The following is a 20,389-nucleotide window of genomic DNA, read 5'->3' as shown; positions in this document are numbered from 1 at the left end:
ATGCGGCGACTCCTTTCGTGGTACGATGGCAGTCTATCGTTTATTGATAGGCACGCTGGCGCACGAAATTGAAAATGCCGATTGCGACGGCAGCTCCGGCAACGGCCCACAACAGGGCGATGCCGCTGACCGCACCGACCACGGAACCGCCGCTGGCAACAAGGCCGGCGAGCAGTGATCCGAGGACGCCGACACCTGCATTCATCGCAATGGTGCGGCCGTCTTCGATCCTGAGAACGATCGTCGCCAACCATCCGAGGATGGCACCAACGACGATCAGGATGAGAAGGCCCATGTCAGGCGCTCCTTCGTGACTACATTCAGCACCATAAGCTTCGCTATCATGTTTGGTTCCAGACTTTATGACCGAACTCGACGGCGGTGGCGCTTTACGCGAGGACGAACCAGTAGAATCCGATGCTACCGATCACTATGCGATACCAGGCAAAGGGAGCAAAGCCGTGCTTTGCGACGTAAGCAACGAACAGCCGAATGACTGCCAGAGCCGTTAGGAAGGCGGCGGTAAAGCCCAACGCGATTTCCGCCCATCCGATGGCCGCGGTGCCTGTCAAGAGAGCCGGCTCGTCGAAAATCTTGACCGTCGCTGCCCCGAGCATCGTCGGAACCGCAAGAAAGAATGAAAATTCAGCTGCAGTCTTCCTGCCCACCCCCATCGCCAGCGCCCCCAGGATGCTCGACGCGGATCGGCTGGTGCCGGGTATCATCGCGAGGCATTGGGCCAAGCCGATTGCCAAACAAACCTTCCAGGACAATGCGGCAACGCCAGTGTCTTCGCTTGGCCGGATAACCTTTTCCAGTACCAGAATGGCGACGCCTCCCAGGACCAGCGCCACAACAACAACCACCGGGCTCCCGAGCATGACATCGATGGTATCCTTAGCGAGCAAACCGATGATCGCCGCCGGTACGAAACCTAGGACGATATTGCGCACAAAACGTATCGACTCCGTTTCCCATCTGAGGAAACCGGTGCCCATTCGCCAGAATAAAGACCAGTAGGACACGACAACCGCAAGGATGGCACCTAGCTGGATGACTACGTTGAACTGGCTCCATTGAGCGGGATCGTAGCCGAAAAACCCTTGAGCGAGGATCAGGTGCCCAGTCGACGATACCGGCAGAAATTCGGTCAGACCTTCGAGAATACCGAGCAGAATGGCAGTGATGGTGGTGTTCATTGCCGCCGGTGCATGAAGAAAGGGCGGGACAAGTCAAGTGACCCGCCCCGCCCGTTCGATATTTTTGCGGCCAGCCGCGCCGTTACCAGATGCGGATGCGCTCTTCCGGCGGCAGGTAGAGATCGTCCTCCGGTGTCACGTTGAACGCTTCATACCATTCGTCGAAGTTCCGCACGACACCGTTCACCCGGTAATAGGCCGGGCTGTGCGGATCGGTGCGCAGCTGCTGGCGCAGCGCATCGTCGCGTTGGGCCGTACGCCAGACCTGGGCCCAGGCGAGGAAGAAGCGCTGATCGCCGGTCAGGCCATCGATCACCGGCACGTCCTTGCCCTCGGTCGCCAGCTTGTAGGCGCGATAGGCCATCGACAGGCCGCCGAGGTCGCCGATGTTCTCGCCGAGCGTAAGGCGGCCGTTGACGCAGGTCTCCCCATCGTCGAGCGGGCAGAAGCCGTTGTACTGTTCCACCAGCGCATCGGTAAGGCCGTCGAAATTGGCGCGATCCTCGTCCGTCCACCAGTTCTCGAGCGCGCCGGTAGCGCTGAACTTCGATCCCTGGTCGTCGAAACCGTGGCCGATCTCGTGTCCGATGACGCCGCCGATCGCACCGTAATTGACTGCGGGGTCCGCATTCGGACCGAAGAACGGCTGCTGCAGGATACCGGCAGGGAAAACGATCTCGTTCTTCAACGGGTTGTAATAGGCGTTCACCGTCTGCGGCAGCATGCCCCATTCGGTGCGGTCGATCGGACCGCCAAGCTTGTCGAGCATGTCGCGCCACGCCCAGTGCGCCGCCGCCATCCGGTTGCCGAGCGGATCGCCCGCCTTCACATCGAGACCCTCGTAAGTCTCGAGATTGTCGCGATAGCCGATCTTCGGATCGAAGCTGTCGAGCTTGGCCATGGCCTGCTTTTTCGAGGCTTCGCTCATCCAGTCGATCTCGGCGAGCGATTCGGCAAGCGCGATGCGCAGGTTCGCGACCAGCTCGTCCATCGCTTCCTTGCTGGCGGGCGGGAAGTACCGCTCGACATACGACGCGCCGAGCAGTTCGCCGAACTGGCTTTCCGTCTCGCCGATGGCGCGCTTCCAGCGCGGGCGCTGTTCCGGCGTGCCGCGCAGCAGCGTGCCGTAGAACGCAAAGTCGGCCTCATCGATGTCGGAGCCGAGGATGGCGGCATTGTTGTCGAGGAATTCCTTGATCGTCCATGCCTTGAGCGTGGCGAGATCGGTCGTTCCGAGCAGTTCGAGCATGCCGGTAAAGCCCTTGCCGAGCTTCGCCATGGCTTCCGCGTCGAGCCCGATTTCCTCGGCCCGCTCCGCACTCGGGCGCAGGTTGGTCACGACGAAGCGATCCGCCTCACCGAAGCCCGAGGCCTCGATCAAGGTCTCGATCGGGAAATCGCCCGCAAGCTCGCCGAGTTCGGCAGGAGTGAAGGGATTGTAGAACAGGTCGACATTGCGGCTGGCCGCGCGATCGCTCGAAATCGTACGGGCGATGGTGTCCTCGAAGGCGTAAACCGCCATCGCGGCTGCAGCGGGATCCTCGTAACCGGCCTTGCCCATCAGGAAGGTGAGGTACTCCTTGTACTTCGCCTTGATGTTTTCGCCCTTCTCGCTGGTGTCGGTATAATAATCGCGATCGGGCAGGCCGAGGCCGCCGGAGCTGAGATAGACCGAATAGCGATCGGTTTCCTTGGCATCGACATTCACGCCGCCACCAAGAGGCGAAGGGTATCCCGGCGTCGCCCACAGCGTCAGCAGAGCGTCGATGCTGTCGGCGGCCTGGATACGCTCCAGATACGGCTGGGCGGCAGAGATGCCGGCGGCGTCGATCGCATCCGTATCGAGGTAGGAATCGTAGACCGCCACGATCCGCTTCTCGTTCGCAGTCAGCGAGGCCGGGTCCTTGGCGTTCAGTTCATCCACCAGCGTTTTCACGTCGCTGGTCGATTTTTCGCGCAACAAGTTGAAGGCGCCGAAACTGCTGAATTCGGCAGGCAGGGGGTTGGCGTCGAGCCATTCCTGGTTCGCATAGGCGAAGAAGTCGTCACCCGGATCGACATCCGGGGAAAGCGTCGCCGGATCGAAGCCCCATTCGCCGAAGCTCATGGTGGGCAGTTCGTTGGTTTCCTCGGCCATGTTGGCTTCGGTATGGTCGTCGGCGAGGGCCGGGGTCGCCAGGCCGAGCGCAAGAGCGCTCGCACCGGCGGCAAGCATGGTACGGATCATTATATGCAGTCTCCCAATCGCAGTCACCCGGCCGGGGGGCCGGAATCGGATAATCATCAACTAACAGCTTTCGTCGCGCGTGCGATGCAGTTTATCGGCTCAAACAACGCTTTGGGCGAGGAATCAGGCGGTTTCGAGCGCGAATTGCAGCTTTGCGAGCCGCGCATAAAGCCCGCCGTTCGCGGAAAGCTGGTCATGCGTGCCCTGCTCGACGATCCGTCCGTCTTCCATCACCACGATGCGGTCGGCAGCCCGCACGGTCGACAGGCGGTGCGCGATGACGAGCGTGGTGCGCTCCGCCATCAGGTGCTCGAGCGCATCCTGCACTAGCCGCTCGCTTTCCGCATCGAGCGCGCTGGTCGCTTCGTCCAGCAGCAGGATCGGTGCATCGCGTAGCAGGGCGCGAGCGATGGCGAGCCGCTGGCGCTGCCCGCCCGATAGCTGCGTGCCGCTCTCGCCAAGATAGGTATCGAGGCCCTTGGGCAGCTTCTCGAGAAACTCCGCCGCATTGGCCGCCCGCGCAGCGGACCAGATCGCCTCATCGCTCGCATCCCAATTGCCATAGCGCAGATTGTCGCGCGCATTTGCGCTGAACAGCACGCCTTCCTGCGGGACGTAGGCCATGCGGCGGCGGATTTCCGCCGGATCCGCGCCGGTCAGCGGCACGCCATCGAGGCGGATGGAGCCGGCCTGCGGATCGTAGAACCGCTCGGCCAGCTGGAAAATGGTCGACTTGCCCGCCCCTGATGGGCCGACGATCGCGACCGTTTCGCCGGGCTCGACTTCGAGGTTGAAGTCGATCAGCGCCGGTGCCTCCAGCCGGGTCGGGTAGCGGAACGTCACATTGCGGAAAGACAGGCTGCCGCGTGGCGGCTCCGGCAGGGTCTGCGGGCGGGCTGGCGGAGTGATGGTCGGCGTTTCCTCGAGCAGTTCGGCCAGGCGGCTCGCCGCTCCGGAACCGCGCAGCAAGTCGCCATAAACTTCGGTGAGTGCGCCGAAGGCACCTGCCACGAGGCCTGCCGTCAGCACGAATGCGGCTATTGTCCCCCCCGATATGGTGCCCTCGCCCACGGCCTCCGCGCCGCGCCAGACCAGCAGCGTGATACCGCCGAACACGCAGAGAATGACCACTGCGGTCATGATCGCGCGGATGATGACGCGCCGCTTGGCGACGATGAAGGTCCGCTCGACGGCGGCCTCGAAGCGCTCGTGCTCGCGATTTTCCTGGTTGAAGCCTTGCACGATCTTCATCGCGGAGAGCACCTCGGTCACCATGGCGCCGATATCGGCCACGCGGTCCTGGCTGGTGCGACTGACCTTGCGCAGACGCCGTCCGAAATAGGTGATCGGGACGACGATTGCCGGGATTACCAAGAACAATCCCATCGTGAGGCTCGGCACGAGCCAGAAGAGATAGGCGGTCCCGCCGATCGCCATCAGCGTGTTGCGCAGCGCCACCGAAATCGTGGTGCCGACCACCGTCTCGATCAGCGCCGTGTCGCTGGTCATCCGGCTGGAAATTTCCTTGGGGCTATTCTCTTCATAGAAGCCCGGGGCCAGTCGCAGCAAGTTGCGCTGCACGCGTAGGCGAATGTCGGCGACGACACGCTCACCCAGCCAGCTGACGAAATAGAACCGCATCGCCGTGCCCACCGCGAGCACGCCGACGATACCGAGCAGGGACTGGAACCAGAAGCGCATTTCGTCCGCATTGCCGCCCTCCGCAAAGCCGCGGTCGATCACCATCTTGAACCCTGCCGGGATGGCCAGGGTCGCGCCGGCGGTGATGAACAATGCGAGGATCGCCAGGGCGACATGGCCGGGGTATCGCTTCGCCGACTGCCAGACCATGCGCAGCGGCTTGAGCGAGCGGGGTTGCTGCTCGTCCCCGCGCCGCGTGCGCTGGAACAACCGCTTTTTCCGCGGTGCAGTATCGGCGGGCCCGTCCATGCGGCTCACGTAAGCGCGGCAGATGCGAAAATCCACAGCGGACGCGGCATTTGGCACATTTCCTTCCCTTGTGCATTGCACAATGGGCGCACAGACGTCAGGATACCCGACTTTCAGGTCGCGGCACGGTAAAAGGCGAACCACCGGCCAGCAGGGGACGAACATGTTATACCACGCCTACGAACTCCAGCGCAGCTGGCTCAATTCCGCCAGTGCCTGGGCTTCGATCGGGGCGGAGATGCTCTCCAACCCGTCGAACCCGATGAACTACGTTGGCCCGATGGGCTATATGGGCCTGGGCTCGACCGCTGCGAGTGCGCTGGAAGTTTTCGCCCATGCCGCCGCGCCTTATGGCAAGCCGGCCTGGGGTATCGAGGCGGTCGAGGTGGACGGCAAGGCCGATCCGGTGATCGAGGCAACCGTCATCAATCGCCCGTTCGGCGACTTGAAGGAATTTTACCGAGAGAGCCTGCCCGATGATGCGCCCCGCCTGCTGGTGGTCGCGCCGATGAGCGGCCATTTCGCCACCCTCCTCCGCGGTACGGTGGAGCGGATGCTGCAGAAATACCGCGTCTTCGTGACCGACTGGGCCGATGCCAAGACGGTCCCGCTGCACGAGGGCGAGTTCGATCTCGACGATTACATCGATTACGTGATCGGCTTCCTCGAGCATATCGGTGAAGGCACCAATGTGATGGCCGTGTGCCAGCCGTCGGTGCCGGTCTTCGCCGCCACTGCGATCATGAACCGCGACAGGCATCCGTGCACGCCGAAGACGCTGACCATGATGGGCGGCCCGATCGATACGCGCTGTTCGCCGACCACGGTCAACGATCTAGCCATGGACCGCCCGATCGAGTGGTTCCGCCACAATGTCATCGCGACCGTACCGATGCAGTATCGCGGCGCGGGGCGGCGGGTCTATCCCGGCTTCATGCAGCTGGCCGGCTTCATGAGCATGAATCTCGGCAATCACCTCATGAGCCATTACGAGATGTTCAAGCACCTCACCGCAGGCGACGAGGAAAGCGCGCAGGCGACGAAGGATTTCTACGACGAATATCGCAGCGTCGCCGACATGACGGCGGAGTTCTATCTCCAGACGGTGGAAGTCGTCTTCCAGGACCATGCCCTGCCCAACGGCACCTTCGCCCATCGCGGCAAGCGCGTCGATCTCGGCGATATCGCCGAGACCGCGATCCTCGCCATCGAGGGCGAGCGCGACGATATTTCGGGGCTAGGCCAGACGCGCGCCGCGCTGGAACTGACGCCGGGTCTCGACGCGTCGAAGAAACGCTACTTCATGGCGGAAGGCGCAGGCCACTACGGCATCTTCAACGGCAGCCGCTGGCGCACGAAAATCGCCCCGGTGGTCGAGGAATTCATCGCCGCGCATGGCTAGGTGGCTCAGGCGACCGGTGGTTCCTTGCGGCGCCCGAACAGCTTGCCGATAATGCGCCGGGCGATGACCAGCAGCCAGATCGTCAGGCCGAGCAGCACGATCGCGATCCCGGCTGCGATCAGCGGAAATTCGTAGGCGAGATAGAGCAGGCCGACTGTCGCCACGTCCTCGGCAGTCGATACGGCGACATTGCTGACCGGTTCGGGGCTCGCATTGACCACGCCGCGCGCGCCCGCTTTCCCCGCATGCGCTGCAAAGCTGGCACCGCCGCCGAGCAGGAAAGCGATCACCTGCACTGCCGGGTCCGACGGATCGACGATGGCCAGTGCGAGCAGCGCCCCGCCGATCGGTCGCACGAAAGTGTGCACTGCATCCCAGATCGAATCGAGCCACATCACCTTGTCGGCGAAGAACTCCGCCACGGCAGCCAGCGCGGCGATGCTCATCACCCACGGGCTGGCGAGCACATCGAGGCTGGCGAGATGCTCGGGCAGGGGCACCACGTCCATCCGCATGGCGAGGCCGGTGGCGAAAATGCAAAGATAGAGCCGCCAGCCGGCTAGCAGGCTGACGCTCCCGGCAATGCCGATGATTTCCATGATGCCCATGGACGCGCAGCATAAGCCTGAATGGCGCGCTTCGTCCAACGACATTCGTCGCCCGACGGACGGTCGATGCGCGGATTGACCGCCGATCCCTCGATCTCGTAACGTTTACAACTGTAAACATATGGGAGAATTGAAATGAGGAAGTTCACGATTTTGGCTGCGACCTGCAGCGCTCTCTTAGAGCTGGCAGCCTGCGGCGGCGCAACCGCAGGCGACAAGGGCGAATGGAAAGCCTCGAGCTACGGCTATGGCGACACCCAGCTTATCGGTTCCGGCGAGCTCATGACCGAGAGCCGCGCGATCGGCAGCTTCGACCGGTTGGCGATCGACGGGCCGGTCGATGTCGTCATCCGCCAGGGTGCGAACCGGTCGCTGGTGATTACCGCCGAGGACAACCTTATCGATCTGGTCCGCGCGCGCAGCGAGGGCGGGACGCTGTCGCTCGATACCACCGGCAGCTTCCGCACCCATATCGGTATCCGCGCGGTGCTTACGGTGCCGAGCCTCGATGCGGTCGCAATCAATGCCAGCGGCGACGTGCGTTTCGACGGGTGGAACGCCCGCGCGATCGACCTTGCGATCGGCGGGTCGGGCGACATCGAGCTGGGCGGCGACGTGAGCAATGTTCGCGCGCTGATCGGCGGCTCCGGCGATATCGACCTTTCCCCCACGCGACTGTCCTACGTCGATGCCGACATCGAAGGCTCGGGCGCGATCCGTATGGGGTCGCTGCGTAAGCTGGATGCGACGATCAACGGCTCTGGCACGATCGAAGCCGGTCAGGTCGGCGAACTCGATGCCGTGCTCAACGGCTCGGGCGAAATCCGCTACCGTTCGGCGGAGCGCATCCTGCGCCAGGAACGCAACGGCTCGGGCCGCATCGGGCGGCGCTGAGGCGGCAGCCCTCACGAAAAAGGGGAGCGGTCGCCCGCTCCCCTCCTAAGTCCAAAACTCGCCGAGCGCCGTCAGAAGATCTCGAACAGACCCGCTGCGCCCATGCCGCCGCCGACGCACATGGTGACCACGCCGTACTTGGCACCGCGACGCTTGCCTTCGAGCAGGACGTGGCCTGTGCAGCGTGCGCCGGTCATGCCGTAGGGGTGGCCGATGGAGATCGAACCGCCGCTGACGTTCAGCTTGTCGTTATCGATGCCGAGCTTGTCGCGGCAGTAGAGCACCTGCACGGCGAAGGCTTCGTTCAGTTCCCAGATGCCGATGTCGTCGACGCTGAGGTCGAAGCGCTTGAGCAGCTTGGGGATCGCGAAGATCGGGCCGATCCCCATCTCATCGGGCTCGGTCCCGGCGACCGCCATGCCGACATAGCGGCCGAGCGGTTCGAGGCCGCGCTGTTCGGCGACCTTGGCTTCCATCAGTACGCTGGCCGAGGACCCGTCCGACAGCTGCGAAGCGTTGCCCGCCGTGATCGTGGTGCCTTCGCCCATCACCGGCTTCAGGCCCTGCAGGCCTTCCAGCGTGGTCGAGGGGCGATTGCCCTCGTCCTTGGCGATGGTGATGTCGACGTCCGAAATCTCGCCGGTTTCCTTGTCCTGCACCTTGTGGGTGGTGCTAACGGGCACGATTTCGTCGTCGAAGCGGCCTTCTTCCTGCGCCTTGGCAGTGCGCTGCTGGCTCTGGAGGGCGTATTCGTCCTGCGCGTCGCGCGAAATGCCATAGCGCTGGGCGACCGTTTCTGCGGTCTGCAGCATCGGCATATAGATCGCGCCGTGCATCGCGATCAGCTCGGGATCGGGCATCACGCGCATTTCCTTGGTCTGGACCAGCGAAATGCTTTCCTGTCCGCCGGCGGCAACCACGTCCATGCGATCGGTGATGATCTGCTTCGCCGCCGTGGCAATGCTCATCAGGCCCGAAGAACACTGGCGGTCGATGGTCATGCCGCTGGTGCCGATCGGGCAGCCGGCACGCAGCGCGACCTGGCGGGCGAGGTTGCCGGCCTGCGTGCCCTGCTGGAGCGCTGCGCCCCACAGCACGTCGTCGACTTCGCCGGCTTCGATACCGGCACGCTCGATCGCGGGCTTCAGGGAGTAGGAGCCGAGCGTCGGGCCCTTGGTGTCGTTGAACCCGCCCTTGTAAGCGCGGCCGATGGCGGTGCGGGCGGTGGAGACGATGACTGCGTCACGCATGGGTATTTCCTTGAATTGCTACTGGGGTCCGATGCCTCTTGGGGAGGAGGGGGAAATCAGACGAAAAGCTGGGTGATCCATTCGGTGATCAGGGCGGGCTTGTCCTCGCCTTCGATCTCCATCGTGATCTCGCTGGTCTGCTGCCACTGGCCGGGGCGCTTCTCGATCATTTCGACCAGCTTCCAGTGGCCGCGAATGCGCTTGCCGCTGCGGACCGGGCTGATGAAGCGCGTCTTGTTGCCGCCGTAGTTCACGCCCATCTTCACCCCGTCGATCTTCGGCATGTCCGAATTCGCGCCGAGATAGGGGATCATCGACAGGGTCAGGAAGCCGTGCGCGATGGTGCCGCCGAAGGGCGTCATCTTGGCCTTTTCCTCATCGATATGAATGAACTGGTGATCGCCGGTCGCATCGGCGAACTGGTTGATGCGTTCCTGGCTCATCTCGACCCATTCGCTGGTGCCGATATTCTCGCCGACTTTCTCTGCCAGTTCCTGCGGGCTCATAGACGCGTCTCCTCTTCGCGAAATCCTGGGGTTTGCGCGACTCTGCAGCCGCGCGTGCGGCGCGACTCATGGCGCATGGACAGGACAGGCGCAACCGCGCCGATGCTGCCCTTACGGCATCGCGGGATTGGCCGAGGCAGCCGCGCGGCGGGCGTCGCGCGCGGCCTTGCGGGCGAGTTCGACCTTCGCCGACTCGCGCTTCTTGCAATAGGTCCACAAGCCGATCTGCAGGCCGACGAGCATCAGGACGAAAGGCTGGAAGGCGATGCCCTGGAAGGTCGCGCCGACAAGGTAGATGATCTGCGCGAACTGCAATGCGCTCGCGAGCGGCGCCTGCCATTGCTCGCCTGGCGCCTTGCGTTCGCGCCAGCGTTTGCGGATCTTTTCCATCTGCCACAGGCCGATGGCATGCAAGGCCAGCCACAGGAACAGGCCCGGCCAACCCTGTTCGCCGAGCATCTCGAAGATCGAACTGTGATAGGCACGCCCGCCGTCGGTGATCTCCTTGTACTCCACCGAGGTCGTAGTGCCGTCGGTCTCGACCACCGGCAGGTTATAAGTGAAGCTGTTGCCGCGATAGGCATCGAAGCCGCCACCCAGCGGCCGCTCAGAAACATAGTCGAGCGTCCAGCCCCAGACCTGCATGCGTGTGGAAGCCGACTGGTCCTGCTGGACCGAGCCCAGAGTCGACATGCGCTCGTAATAGCTCGCCGGGAGGAACGGCAGCGCGGCAAGCCCGAGCACCGCCGCGCCGGAGAGGTAAAGCATGCGCTTCTTCACATCGCGCAGCATAAGCACGCCGAGCACGGCGATGCAGACGAGGCCCGTGCGCGCTTCGGTCCCCACCGGGATCGTCAGACAGGCGAAGATGAGCAGGGCGGCAAAGGTCTTCACGCGCCAGTCGGGCGGATAGATCGTCGAATGCTTCGCCAGCCACAGGACGATCGGGATGATTGCGATCGCCACCGTCGCCAGGGTGGAGCTTTCATACATGTTCGAATTGTCGTTCACGAACAGGTAAAGGTCGCCATAGCCCCCGCCGCCAAGCACGGTCTTCATGCCGGCGGAGATGATGATCGCGCCTGCCGTCAGCACCATGACCAGAGTTGCCACCTCGATCCGCAGCCGCGTGATCAGCGTCACCGGCAGGAAGATGCCGAATACCAGCGCCTTCCACACCCAGTCCCACTTGGCCTGTGCCGAATCCGGGAAATCGGCCCATTGCAATGTCATGAAACACCAGCCGAGCAGCGCCACCAGGATGCCCTGGCGCACAGTGAACTGCGTGTTCGCCTTGGTATCGCCGATCATCCACCCGGCAAAAGCGAGCAGAAAGGCGATCAGCGAAATCGGCAGCGACTGCAGCAACGACCAGCTCATCTTCTGCGGGGCGAGGATATCGATGTAGAGATAGGCGAGCACCCAGATGAAGGGCCGCCGGATCCCCATGGCGAGCATGATCGCCACCGTCAGGAACAACGCGATATCAAGCATCGCCGCCCCGCTTTCCGGTGCGACGCGCTCGGCGTTTGTCGCGCGACGAGGGCGGCGGTGCGGGTACCGTCTCCGGCTCATCCGCCAGCGGATCTTCGCAGTCGAGATCGGGCCGCACCAGCACTCGCAGCAGCGCCAGCATGATCAGCGCATGCGTCAATCCGAGGGCGATATAGTCGATCAAGCTGCGGTCCGTCCTTTGCGCGGCCACTACCAGCTTACGGTTGACGCGCTCTTAAGCCTGTTGTGTCACAAGCCTGTTCAAATGACACGCGTCCTGCACATCCTCGACCATTCGCTGCCGCTGCATTCCGGCTACACCTTCCGCACCCGAGCGATCATGACAGCGCAGGCGGCGGCCGGGCTGGAGGTGCGTGGCATCACCGGGCAGCGACATTTTGCCGAAGGCCCTGCGATGGAGCAGGCGGAGGGCCTGACCTTCCATCGCACCTTTGGTAGCGCTTCCGGCCCTCCCGGCCCTCGAGAGTGGCGCGAGATCGAGGCGCTGCGAGGCGCGATCGAGACGCTCGCCGCCGAGTGGCAGCCGGACATTATCCACGCCCACTCGCCCGCCCTGTGCGGCATGGCGGGATTGCGTGCTGCAAAGCGGCTGGGCCTCCCGTTCGTCTATGAAATCCGCGCTTTCTGGGAGGATGCGGCGGTCGGCAATGGCACGGGCCGTGAAGGATCGCTCAAATACCGGCTGACGCGCTGGCTGGAGAATCGGGTGGTGCGCGGCGCGGACGCGGTCTTCACCATTGCCAAGGGCCTCCGCGACGATCTCGTCGCCCGAGGGCACGACAGCGCGACAATCGGCCTGTCGCCCAATGGCGTGGACCTGACGCTGTTCGGCGAACCGGTCCCGCGCGACGAGACGCTGGCTGGCGAGATCGGCATCGGCAGTGTACCGGTGATCGGCTTCGTCGGCAGCTTCTACGACTATGAAGGGCTCGACGACCTTATCGCCGCCCTCCCCATGCTGCGCGAGCACCATCCGCAGGCCCAATTGCTGCTGGTGGGCGGCGGGCCGATGGAGGGTACTTTGCGGACGCAGGCAGCGGCGTCACCGGCGGCAGACGCGATAGTGTTCACTGGCCGAGTCCCGCATGGCGAGGTCGAGCGCTATTATTCGCTGATCGACATCCTCGCCTATCCGCGCAAGCGTTCGCGACTGACCGAACTGGTCACCCCGCTCAAGCCGCTCGAGGCGATGGCGCAGGGCCGGATCGTGACGGCGAGCGATGTCGGCGGCCATCGCGAGCTGATCGCGGACGGCGAGACCGGCATGCTTTTCCCGCCCGACGACCCCAGCGCACTCGCCAACTCGCTCGCCGGGCTGGTGGAGGCGAAAACCGGCTGGCCTGCCATGCGCGAAGCAGCGCGCAACCATGTGGTCCAGAACCACGACTGGGCGCGGAACGTGGATCGTTATCTCGGCGTTTACCGAAAACTGCTAGACGCGAAGGCCGATCAGGCGAGCCGAAATGCTGGCGCGCACCATGCGAAGGAATAACCACGAGAGATGAGCGGCACCCACACCAGAATGCCGATCAGCAGCCACCCCGCCTTTCCATGGGTGGTGGGGCTTTATTTCGCCGTGTTGCTGGCCGGTGGCCTGTTCGTCATGCCGGATGCAGTCCATGCGAACCTGCGAAGCTGGCTGGGGATCGAAGCGCTGGTAGGCAACGCCCTCGCAGCCAAGCTGGTCCTGAGCGTTCTGTTCGGCATCTTGGGCCTGCTGGTGGGTGTCGCCATCGCGCGGCGCGTTTCGCGAGCGAAGGCGAATAGGATTTCTGACGAAAGCGGCAATGCCGAATTGGCCACGCCAACCATAGATTCCGAGAATAGCACCTACGACGACAGCGAACCGAGCGATGATGCGGTGTGGCTGGCTGACGATGATATCGGCGAAGAGCCAGAAATGGTGCTGCCTGAGGAAACTCCTCGCCGGATGTTCAATCCCCGCGACTATCTGACCGAAGACGGTCTCGAAACCGAAGCCGATATCGAGCGCGACGCCATCGTCACCGCCGAACCGGTCGACGCCGAATTCGAAGAGGTGGAGGTCGCCGCAGAGTTCGGCCACCTCGAACCCGACGATGAGGATCGAAATGCCGAACCCGACACTGCGGACGAGTGGTTCGACGTCGGGTCCGAGCACGGCTCGGAAGAGCTTGAAGAGCCGACAGTAACTACCGCCGATATGCTCGAGGCGGCCGAGCAGGAAACCCAGCCCGTCCCGCCGCGCAGCGAAGCGATGGGCGACCTGTCGCTGAGCGAATTGACCGAACGGCTCGAACGGGCCCTCGCCGCGCAGCGCAAGGCAGAGGTCGGGGACCCACAACCGATTGCTCCCGATGCCGACCCTGTGATCGCCTTCCTGCGCCGCGAAGCCGACCGCACCGCCCCTGTGGGATCGGGTCCGAGCGAGGACGACGAGGACGCGCAGGCCAGCATTAGAAGCGCGCTCGAGCGCCTGTCGCAGGTCGGTAAGCGGTCCTGAACCGGCCACTGCGACCCTTCGTCGCTAAAAATTTCCCATCGACCGTGGCGTAAGTTTAGCGCCAATCCGTGCGGAAATCTTCGCGCGGGTGAAATATTGCTTCTCTCTTCGCAGTTGCAAAATAGCGAGCGCCCCGCCATGACGAGGCTTCGCGCAATTTTGCGGTGCCGACAGGGCACCTGGAAACCTGTCCCCGGTTCGCTTCGTTGAGGAAGCGGACGGGCGGGCACGGAGGAGGACGCTTCGCTTATGGGCAGCCAGCCGCCCCTCGATCATGGTGGTCTTTACGATCCCCGCAACGAACACGATGCCTGCGGCGTCGGCATGGTCGCGCATATCAAGGGCGCGAAAAGCCACGGCATCGTCACCCAGGCGCTCGAAATCCTCGCCAATCTCGACCACCGCGGCGCGGTCGGTGCGGACCCGCTGCTGGGCGATGGTGCGGGCATCCTGCTGCAAATCCCCGATCCCCTGTTGCGCAAATGGGCGGAGGCGAGAAATTACGACCTCCCCGCGCCGAGGGACTATGCGGTCGCCATGTGCTTCCTGCCGCAAGCCGACGAAGCGCGCGAGTTCGTCGAGCGCCAGCTGGAGCGATTCGCCGAGAAGGAAGGCCAGCGCGTCATCGGCTGGCGCGACGTTCCGGTTACGCTGGACGGGTTGGGCAAGGCGGTGGTCGATTCCATGCCTGTCATCCGCCAATGCGTGATCGCGCGCGGCACCAACTGCACCGACCAGGATGCCTTCGAGCGCAAGCTGGTCGTGATCCGCAAGCAGACGCTCAACCCGCTCGCGGCGCTGGAGCAGAAGCACGGCATCCCGACCCTCTCGACTGCCTATATCCCGAGCTTCTCCAGCCGGACCGTCGTCTACAAGGGCCTGCTGCTCGCCAATCAGGTCGGCAGTTTCTACGACGATCTGCGCGATGCCGACTGCGTGTCCGCATTGGGCCTTGTCCACCAGCGCTTCAGCACCAACACCTTCCCCAGCTGGCGGCTGGCGCACCCCTATCGCTTCATGGCGCATAATGGCGAGATCAACACGGTTCGCGGCAATGTGAACTGGATGGAAGCGCGGCGCAGGACAATGGAAAGCGACCTGCTGGGCGCGGACCTCGACAAGATGTGGCCGCTGATCCCGCACGGCCAGTCCGACACGGCCTGCCTCGACAATGCGCTCGAGCTGCTGATTACCGGCGGCTACAGCCTCGCGCATTCGATGATGATGCTGATGCCGGAAGCGTGGGCGAAGAACACGCTCATGGATCCGGCGCGCCGCGCTTTCTACGAATATCACGCCGCGCTGATGGAGCCTTGGGACGGCCCGGCAGCGGTATGCTTCACCGACGGTCGCCAGATCGGCGCGTGTCTCGACCGCAACGGCCTGCGCCCGGCGCGCTGGTGCACGACGAAGGACGACCTCGTCGTCCTCGCCTCGGAAAGCGGCGTGCTGCCGTTCAAGGACGAGGACATCACGCGCAAGTGGCGTCTCCAGCCCGGCAAGATGCTGCTGATCGACCTCGAAGAAGGTCGCATCGTCGAGGACGAGGAGGTCAAGGCAGACCTCGCTGCGGCGGAGCCTTACGAGGCGTGGCTGAAGAAGGCGCAGTACAAGCTCGCCGATCTCGACCATATCGATGCGGAGCTGTCGGACTTCCCCGCGGCCGAAGGCTTTCTGTCGCCCGGCGATCTGCTCACCCGCCAGCAGGCGTTCGGCTATACGCAGGAGGACATCTCCCGCTTCCTCGAGCCGATGGCGCGCGGCAGCGAGGACCCGATCGGGTCGATGGGCACCGATACGCCGATCGCCGTGCTGTCCGACCGCAGCCGACCGCTCTACGACTACTTCAAGCAAAACTTCGCGCAGGTGACCAATCCGCCGATCGATCCGATCCGCGAGGAGCTGGTGATGAGCCTGCTCTCCATGATCGGTCCGCGGCCGAACCTGCTGGGCCGCGATGGGGGTACGCACAAGCGCTTGGAAGTAAGCCAGCCGATCCTCACGAACGAGGACCTTGCCAAGATCCGCTCGGTCGAAGCCGCGCTCGACGGTGCGTTCCGCACCGCCACGATCGACATCACCTGGGATGCGAGCAGCGGGGCCGATGGCCTCGCCATGGCGCTGAAGGAAATGTGCTGGGCCGCGACCGAGGCGGTGCTTGGCGATGCCAACATCCTGATCCTGTCCGACCGTGGGCAGGGGCCTGACCGGATCGCCATGCCCGCCCTGCTGGCGACCGCCGCCGTGCACCACCAGCTCGTTCGCCAGGGCCTGCGGATGCAGACCGGCCTCGTCATCGAGACCGGGGAGGCGCGCGAGGTGCACCACTTCTGCGCGCTGGCAGGCTATGGCGCGGAAGGCATCAACCCCTACGTCGCCTTCGAGACGCTGGAGCACCTGCGCGCGGATCGCTTCCCCGACCTCGAACCGGGTGATGTCGCGAAGAACTACGTCAAGGCCATCGGCAAAGGCATTCTCAAGGTCATGTCCAAGATGGGCATCTCGACCTACCAGTCCTATTGCGGCGCGCAGATCTTCGACGCGGTCGGACTCAATTCCGACTTCATCGACACCTATTTCACCGGCACCGCGACCACGATCGAGGGTATCGGCCTCAAGGAAGTGGCGGAAGAAGCGGTGATGCGCCACGCGCAGGCCTATGGCGACAGTCCGCTCTACAAGGGCATGCTCGATGTCGGCGGCATCTACCAATACCGCATCCGCGGCGAGGCGCACGCCTGGACGCCGCAATCGGTCGCACAGCTGCAGCATGCGGTGCGTGGCAAGGATGCGAAGAATTACGAGGAATTCGCCCGCTCGGTAAACGAGCAGAGCGAACGCCTGCTGACCATCCGCGGGCTGATGGAGCTGACCCCGGCAGAGCAGCCGCTCGACATCGACGAGGTCGAACCGGCAGTCGAGATCGTGAAGCGTTTCAGCACGGGCGCAATGAGCTTCGGCTCGATCAGCCACGAGGCGCACTCGACGCTGGCCATCGCCATGAACCGCATCGGCGGGCGCTCGAACACCGGCGAAGGCGGGGAAGAGCCGGAGCGTTTCGTACCGCTCGACAATGGCGATTCGATGCGCAGCCGGATCAAGCAGGTCGCCAGTGGCCGGTTCGGCGTGACGACGGAATATCTCGTCAATTCGGACGATATCCAGATCAAGATGGCGCAGGGGGCCAAGCCCGGCGAAGGCGGCCAGCTGCCCGGTCACAAGGTCGACAAGCGCATCGGCAAGGTGCGGCACTCGACCCCAGGGGTGGGCCTGATTTCGCCCCCGCCGCACCATGATATCTACTCGATCGAGGATCTGGCGCAGCTGATCCACGACCTCAAGAATGTGCAACCGAAGAGCCGTATCTCGGTAAAGCTGGTTTCCGAGGTCGGCGTAGGCACGGTCGCGGCGGGCGTCTCCAAGTCCAAAGCGGACCATATCACGATCTCGGGCTACGAAGGCGGCACCGGCGCGAGCCCGCTGACCAGCCTGACGCATGCCGGGTCCCCGTGGGAAATCGGCCTTGCCGAAACGCAGCAGACACTGCTGCTCAATGATCTGCGCAGCCGCATCGCGGTGCAGGTCGACGGCGGGCTGCGCACGGGCCGCGATGTTGCCATCGGCGCGCTGCTGGGCGCGGACGAGTTCGGTTTCGCCACTGCCCCGCTGATCGCGGCGGGCTGCATCATGATGCGCAAGTGCCATCTCAACACCTGCCCGGTCGGCGTCGCGACGCAGGACCCGGTGCTGCGCAAGCGCTTCGTCGGCACGCCCGAGCACGTCATCAACTACTTCTTCTTCGTAGCGGAAGAGCTGCGCCAGATCATGGCGACCATGGGCTTCCGCACGGTCGAGGAAATGATCGGCCGGGTCGAGCGGATCGACATGCGCCGGGTGGAGCGTCACTGGAAAGCGCATGGGGTGGACCTCAAGCGCATTCTCCATGCCGTGCCGCTGGAGGAGGGCCGCAAGCCCTATCACACCGAAACCCAGGACCATGGACTCGCAGCGGCGATGGATGTCGAGCTGATCGAAGCCTGCAAGCCCGCCATCGAGAGCGGGCAGGCGGTCCAGCTGACGCGCAGCATCCGCAATGTGAACCGCACCGTCGGTGCAATGCTGTCGGGCCGGATTGCCGAAGCGCATGGTCATTCCGGCCTGGCACCTGAAACGATCCGCATCGATTTCACCGGGGTCGCGGGCCAGAGCTTCGGCGCATGGCTCGCCCACGGCGTCACGCTCAGCCTGACCGGCGATGCCAACGACTATGTCGGCAAGGGCTTGTCGGGCGGCCGCATCGTGGTGCGCCAGCCGGAGGAAGCTCCACGCAAACCGGGCAACAACATCATCGTCGGCAATACCGTCCTCTACGGTGCGATCGCGGGCGAGGCCTATTTCGAAGGCGTCGCAGGCGAACGCTTCGGGGTGCGTAATTCGGGCGCGGTCGCAGTGGTCGAAGGCACCGGCGATCACGGCTGCGAATACATGACCGGCGGGGTGGTCTGCGTGCTCGGCAGCACGGGCCGTAACTTCGCCGCCGGCATGAGTGGCGGCATTGCCTATGTGTACGATCCGGACGGCAATTTCGAAAAGCTGCTAAACCACTCCCAGGTCGATTTGCTCGACGTCACGCCCGGCGATGGGGAAGGCGCGGAGAAGAGCTGGGGCGAACCCCAGCAACGCGGCCGATCGGTCGACGATGCAGGCATGGGCGACCCGCTCTATCACGATGCCGCGCGGCTCAAGATACTCGTCGAGCGGCACCAGCTGCACACCGGCTCGGCCAAGGCGAAGGCGTTGCTCGACAACTGGGCCGAGGAACTCAAGCATTTCCGCAAGGTCATGCCGCGCGACTACGCCAAGGCGCTCAAAGCTCTCGAAGACGAACGCGAGAATGCAGCGATGGAGGCTGCCGAATAATGGGCAAGGAAACCGGCTTTCTCGAATACGAGCGCGAGGATCGCACCTATCGCGATCCAGAAGAACGCCTGAACCATTACAAGGAATTTGTCGTTCCGCTGTCGGAGGACCAGCTCCGCAAGCAGGCCGCGCGCTGCATGAATTGCGGCATTCCTTACTGCCACAACGGCTGTCCGGTGAACAATATCATCCCGGACTGGAACCACCTCGTCTACGAGGACGACTGGAAGGACGCGCTCGAGGTCCTGCACTCGACCAACAACTTCCCGGAGTTCACCGGCCGCGTCTGCCCCGCCCCGTGCGAGGCGGCCTGTACGCTGAACCTCATCGACAGCCCGGTCACCATCAAGTCGATCGAATGCGCGATCATCGATCGCGGCTTCCAGGAAGGCTGGGTCAAGCCGCAGCTGCCGGAGAAGCGGACTGGAAAGTCGGTTGCCGTGATTGGAAGCGGTCCCGCCGGCCTCGCCTGCGCGCAGCAGCTGGCGCGTGCCGGCCACGCCGTCACCGTATTCGAAAAGAGCGATCGCATCGGCGGGCTGCTGCGCTACGGCATTCCCGACTTCAAGATGGAGAAGCACCTCATCAATCGCCGCGCGGTGCAGATGGAAGCCGAAGGCGTCCAGTTCCGCACCAGCAGCGAGGTGGGTGTCGAAGTCAGCTTCCAGGCGCTGCAGGAAAATTTCGACGCAGTCGTCTTGGCGGGTGGCGCGGAAGAGGCCCGCATGCTCGACATTCCGGGCTCCGAGCTCAACGGCGTGCGCCTGGCGATGGAATTCTTGACCCAGCAGAACAAGCGCAATGCGGGCGACGACGAAGTGCGCGCCGCGCCGCGCGGTTCGCTCACTGCAACCGGCAAGCATGTGATCGTGATCGGCGGCGGCGACACCGGCAGCGACTGCGTCGGCACCAGCAACCGCCAGGGCGCGGCCAGCGTCACGCAGCTGGAAATCATGCCCAAGCCGCCTGAAAGCGAAGACAAGGCGCTGACCTGGCCCGACTGGCCGGTGAAGCTGCGCACCTCGTCGAGCCACGAAGAAGGCGTCGACCGCGACTGGGCCGTGCTGACCAAGCGCGTGGTTGAGGAAAACGGCGATGTCGCCGGGCTGGAATGCGTTCGCGTCGAGTGGAAAGACGGCAAGATGCAGGAGATCGAGGGAAGCGAATTCACGCTGAAGGCCGACCTCATCCTGCTGGCGATGGGATTCACCGGGCCTAAGCGGCGCGGGTTGCTCGACCGGGCAGGCGTCGATCTAGACGGGCGCGGCAATGTGGCGGCGGATACCGAGTGGTACCTTACAAGCGAGCCGAACGTGTTTGCCTGCGGCGACATGCGGCGCGGACAGAGTCTGGTCGTCTGGGCGATCCGCGAGGGACGACAGGCTGCGCACGCGGTCGACAAGGCGCTGATGGGCGAGACCCAGCTACCGCGCTAG

Annotated in this window: 15 protein-coding genes; 6 read left to right on the top strand and 9 right to left on the bottom strand. The window is 64.0% G+C overall.

The annotated features are described in order from the left end of the window. Window positions 1-40: 40 nt before the first annotated feature. From P8R33_RS11825 to P8R33_RS11810, 4 genes are all read right to left on the bottom strand, one after another. Window positions 41-295 carry a GlsB/YeaQ/YmgE family stress response membrane protein gene (locus P8R33_RS11825; protein WP_278329167.1) on the bottom strand — a complete coding sequence of 85 codons (255 nt, stop codon included), beginning with the start codon at window positions 293-295 and terminating at the stop codon, window positions 41-43. A gap of 94 nt (window positions 296-389) precedes the next feature. Beyond that, window positions 390-1,199 (bottom strand): undecaprenyl-diphosphate phosphatase, encoded by an 810-nt coding sequence (locus P8R33_RS11820; RefSeq protein ID WP_278329166.1) that lies wholly within the window; start codon window positions 1,197-1,199, stop codon window positions 390-392. 82 nt (window positions 1,200-1,281) lie between these two features. Beyond that, a complete protein-coding gene (locus P8R33_RS11815; RefSeq protein ID WP_278329165.1) occupies window positions 1,282-3,426 on the bottom strand; it encodes a M13 family metallopeptidase in 2,145 nt (714 codons plus the stop codon). Between the two features lie 123 nt (window positions 3,427-3,549). After that, window positions 3,550-5,277, bottom strand: a complete 1,728-nt coding sequence (locus tag P8R33_RS11810; protein WP_278329318.1) for an ABC transporter transmembrane domain-containing protein — start codon at window positions 5,275-5,277, stop codon at window positions 3,550-3,552. 262 nt (window positions 5,278-5,539) lie between these two features. Between P8R33_RS11810 and P8R33_RS11805 the strand changes: the two genes are divergently transcribed. Then, window positions 5,540-6,778: a polyhydroxyalkanoate depolymerase gene (locus P8R33_RS11805; protein ID WP_278329164.1), complete on the top strand. Its 1,239-nt coding sequence runs from the start codon at window positions 5,540-5,542 to the stop codon at window positions 6,776-6,778. Window positions 6,779-6,783: 5 nt separating this feature from the next. Here the strand turns inward: P8R33_RS11805 and P8R33_RS11800 are convergent, their stop codons facing one another. Beyond that, window positions 6,784-7,386, bottom strand: a complete 603-nt coding sequence (locus tag P8R33_RS11800; protein ID WP_278329163.1) for a DUF4126 domain-containing protein — start codon at window positions 7,384-7,386, stop codon at window positions 6,784-6,786. A gap of 135 nt (window positions 7,387-7,521) precedes the next feature. On the opposite strand from P8R33_RS11800, the gene P8R33_RS11795 reads away from it, so the two are divergent. Continuing rightward, window positions 7,522-8,280, top strand: a complete 759-nt coding sequence (locus P8R33_RS11795) for a head GIN domain-containing protein (RefSeq protein WP_278329162.1) — start codon at window positions 7,522-7,524, stop codon at window positions 8,278-8,280. 71 nt (window positions 8,281-8,351) lie between these two features. Here P8R33_RS11795 and P8R33_RS11790 read toward each other — a convergent pair whose 3' ends face one another. The 4 genes from P8R33_RS11790 to P8R33_RS11775 form a co-directional block, all read right to left on the bottom strand. Then, window positions 8,352-9,530, bottom strand: a complete 1,179-nt coding sequence (locus P8R33_RS11790) for an acetyl-CoA C-acyltransferase (RefSeq protein ID WP_278329161.1) — start codon at window positions 9,528-9,530, stop codon at window positions 8,352-8,354. Between the two features lie 56 nt (window positions 9,531-9,586). Then, window positions 9,587-10,036: a MaoC family dehydratase gene (locus tag P8R33_RS11785; RefSeq protein WP_278329160.1), complete on the bottom strand. Its 450-nt coding sequence runs from the start codon at window positions 10,034-10,036 to the stop codon at window positions 9,587-9,589. Between the two features lie 111 nt (window positions 10,037-10,147). Beyond that, window positions 10,148-11,530, bottom strand: a complete 1,383-nt coding sequence (locus tag P8R33_RS11780; protein WP_278329159.1) for a DUF5935 domain-containing protein — start codon at window positions 11,528-11,530, stop codon at window positions 10,148-10,150. Further along, entirely contained in the window at window positions 11,523-11,714 is a 192-nt protein-coding gene (locus P8R33_RS11775) for a hypothetical protein (protein WP_278329158.1), read from the bottom strand. Before P8R33_RS11775 ends, P8R33_RS11780 begins: the two co-directional genes overlap by 8 nt. Window positions 11,715-11,795: 81 nt before the next feature. On the opposite strand from P8R33_RS11775, the gene P8R33_RS11770 reads away from it, so the two are divergent. From P8R33_RS11770 to P8R33_RS11755, 4 genes are all read left to right on the top strand, one after another. Next, a complete protein-coding gene (locus tag P8R33_RS11770; protein WP_278329157.1) occupies window positions 11,796-13,043 on the top strand; it encodes a TIGR04063 family PEP-CTERM/XrtA system glycosyltransferase in 1,248 nt (415 codons plus the stop codon). Window positions 13,044-13,052: 9 nt separating this feature from the next. Further along, entirely contained in the window at window positions 13,053-14,033 is a 981-nt protein-coding gene (locus P8R33_RS11765; RefSeq protein WP_278329156.1) for a hypothetical protein, read from the top strand. Window positions 14,034-14,282: 249 nt separating this feature from the next. Continuing rightward, window positions 14,283-18,953 (top strand): glutamate synthase large subunit, encoded by a 4,671-nt coding sequence (gene gltB, locus P8R33_RS11760; RefSeq protein WP_278329155.1) that lies wholly within the window; start codon window positions 14,283-14,285, stop codon window positions 18,951-18,953. Beyond that, the gene (locus P8R33_RS11755; protein ID WP_278329154.1) at window positions 18,953-20,389 is read left to right on the top strand and encodes a glutamate synthase subunit beta; all 1,437 of its coding nucleotides are present in this window, start codon (window positions 18,953-18,955) and stop codon (window positions 20,387-20,389) included. The genes gltB and P8R33_RS11755 overlap by 1 nt, the downstream gene beginning before the upstream one ends.

This window comes from Qipengyuania flavescens (assembly GCF_029688735.1).
GTDB lineage: Bacteria > Pseudomonadota > Alphaproteobacteria > Sphingomonadales > Sphingomonadaceae > Qipengyuania.
This window is presented reverse-complemented; position numbering and strand designations above follow the sequence as displayed.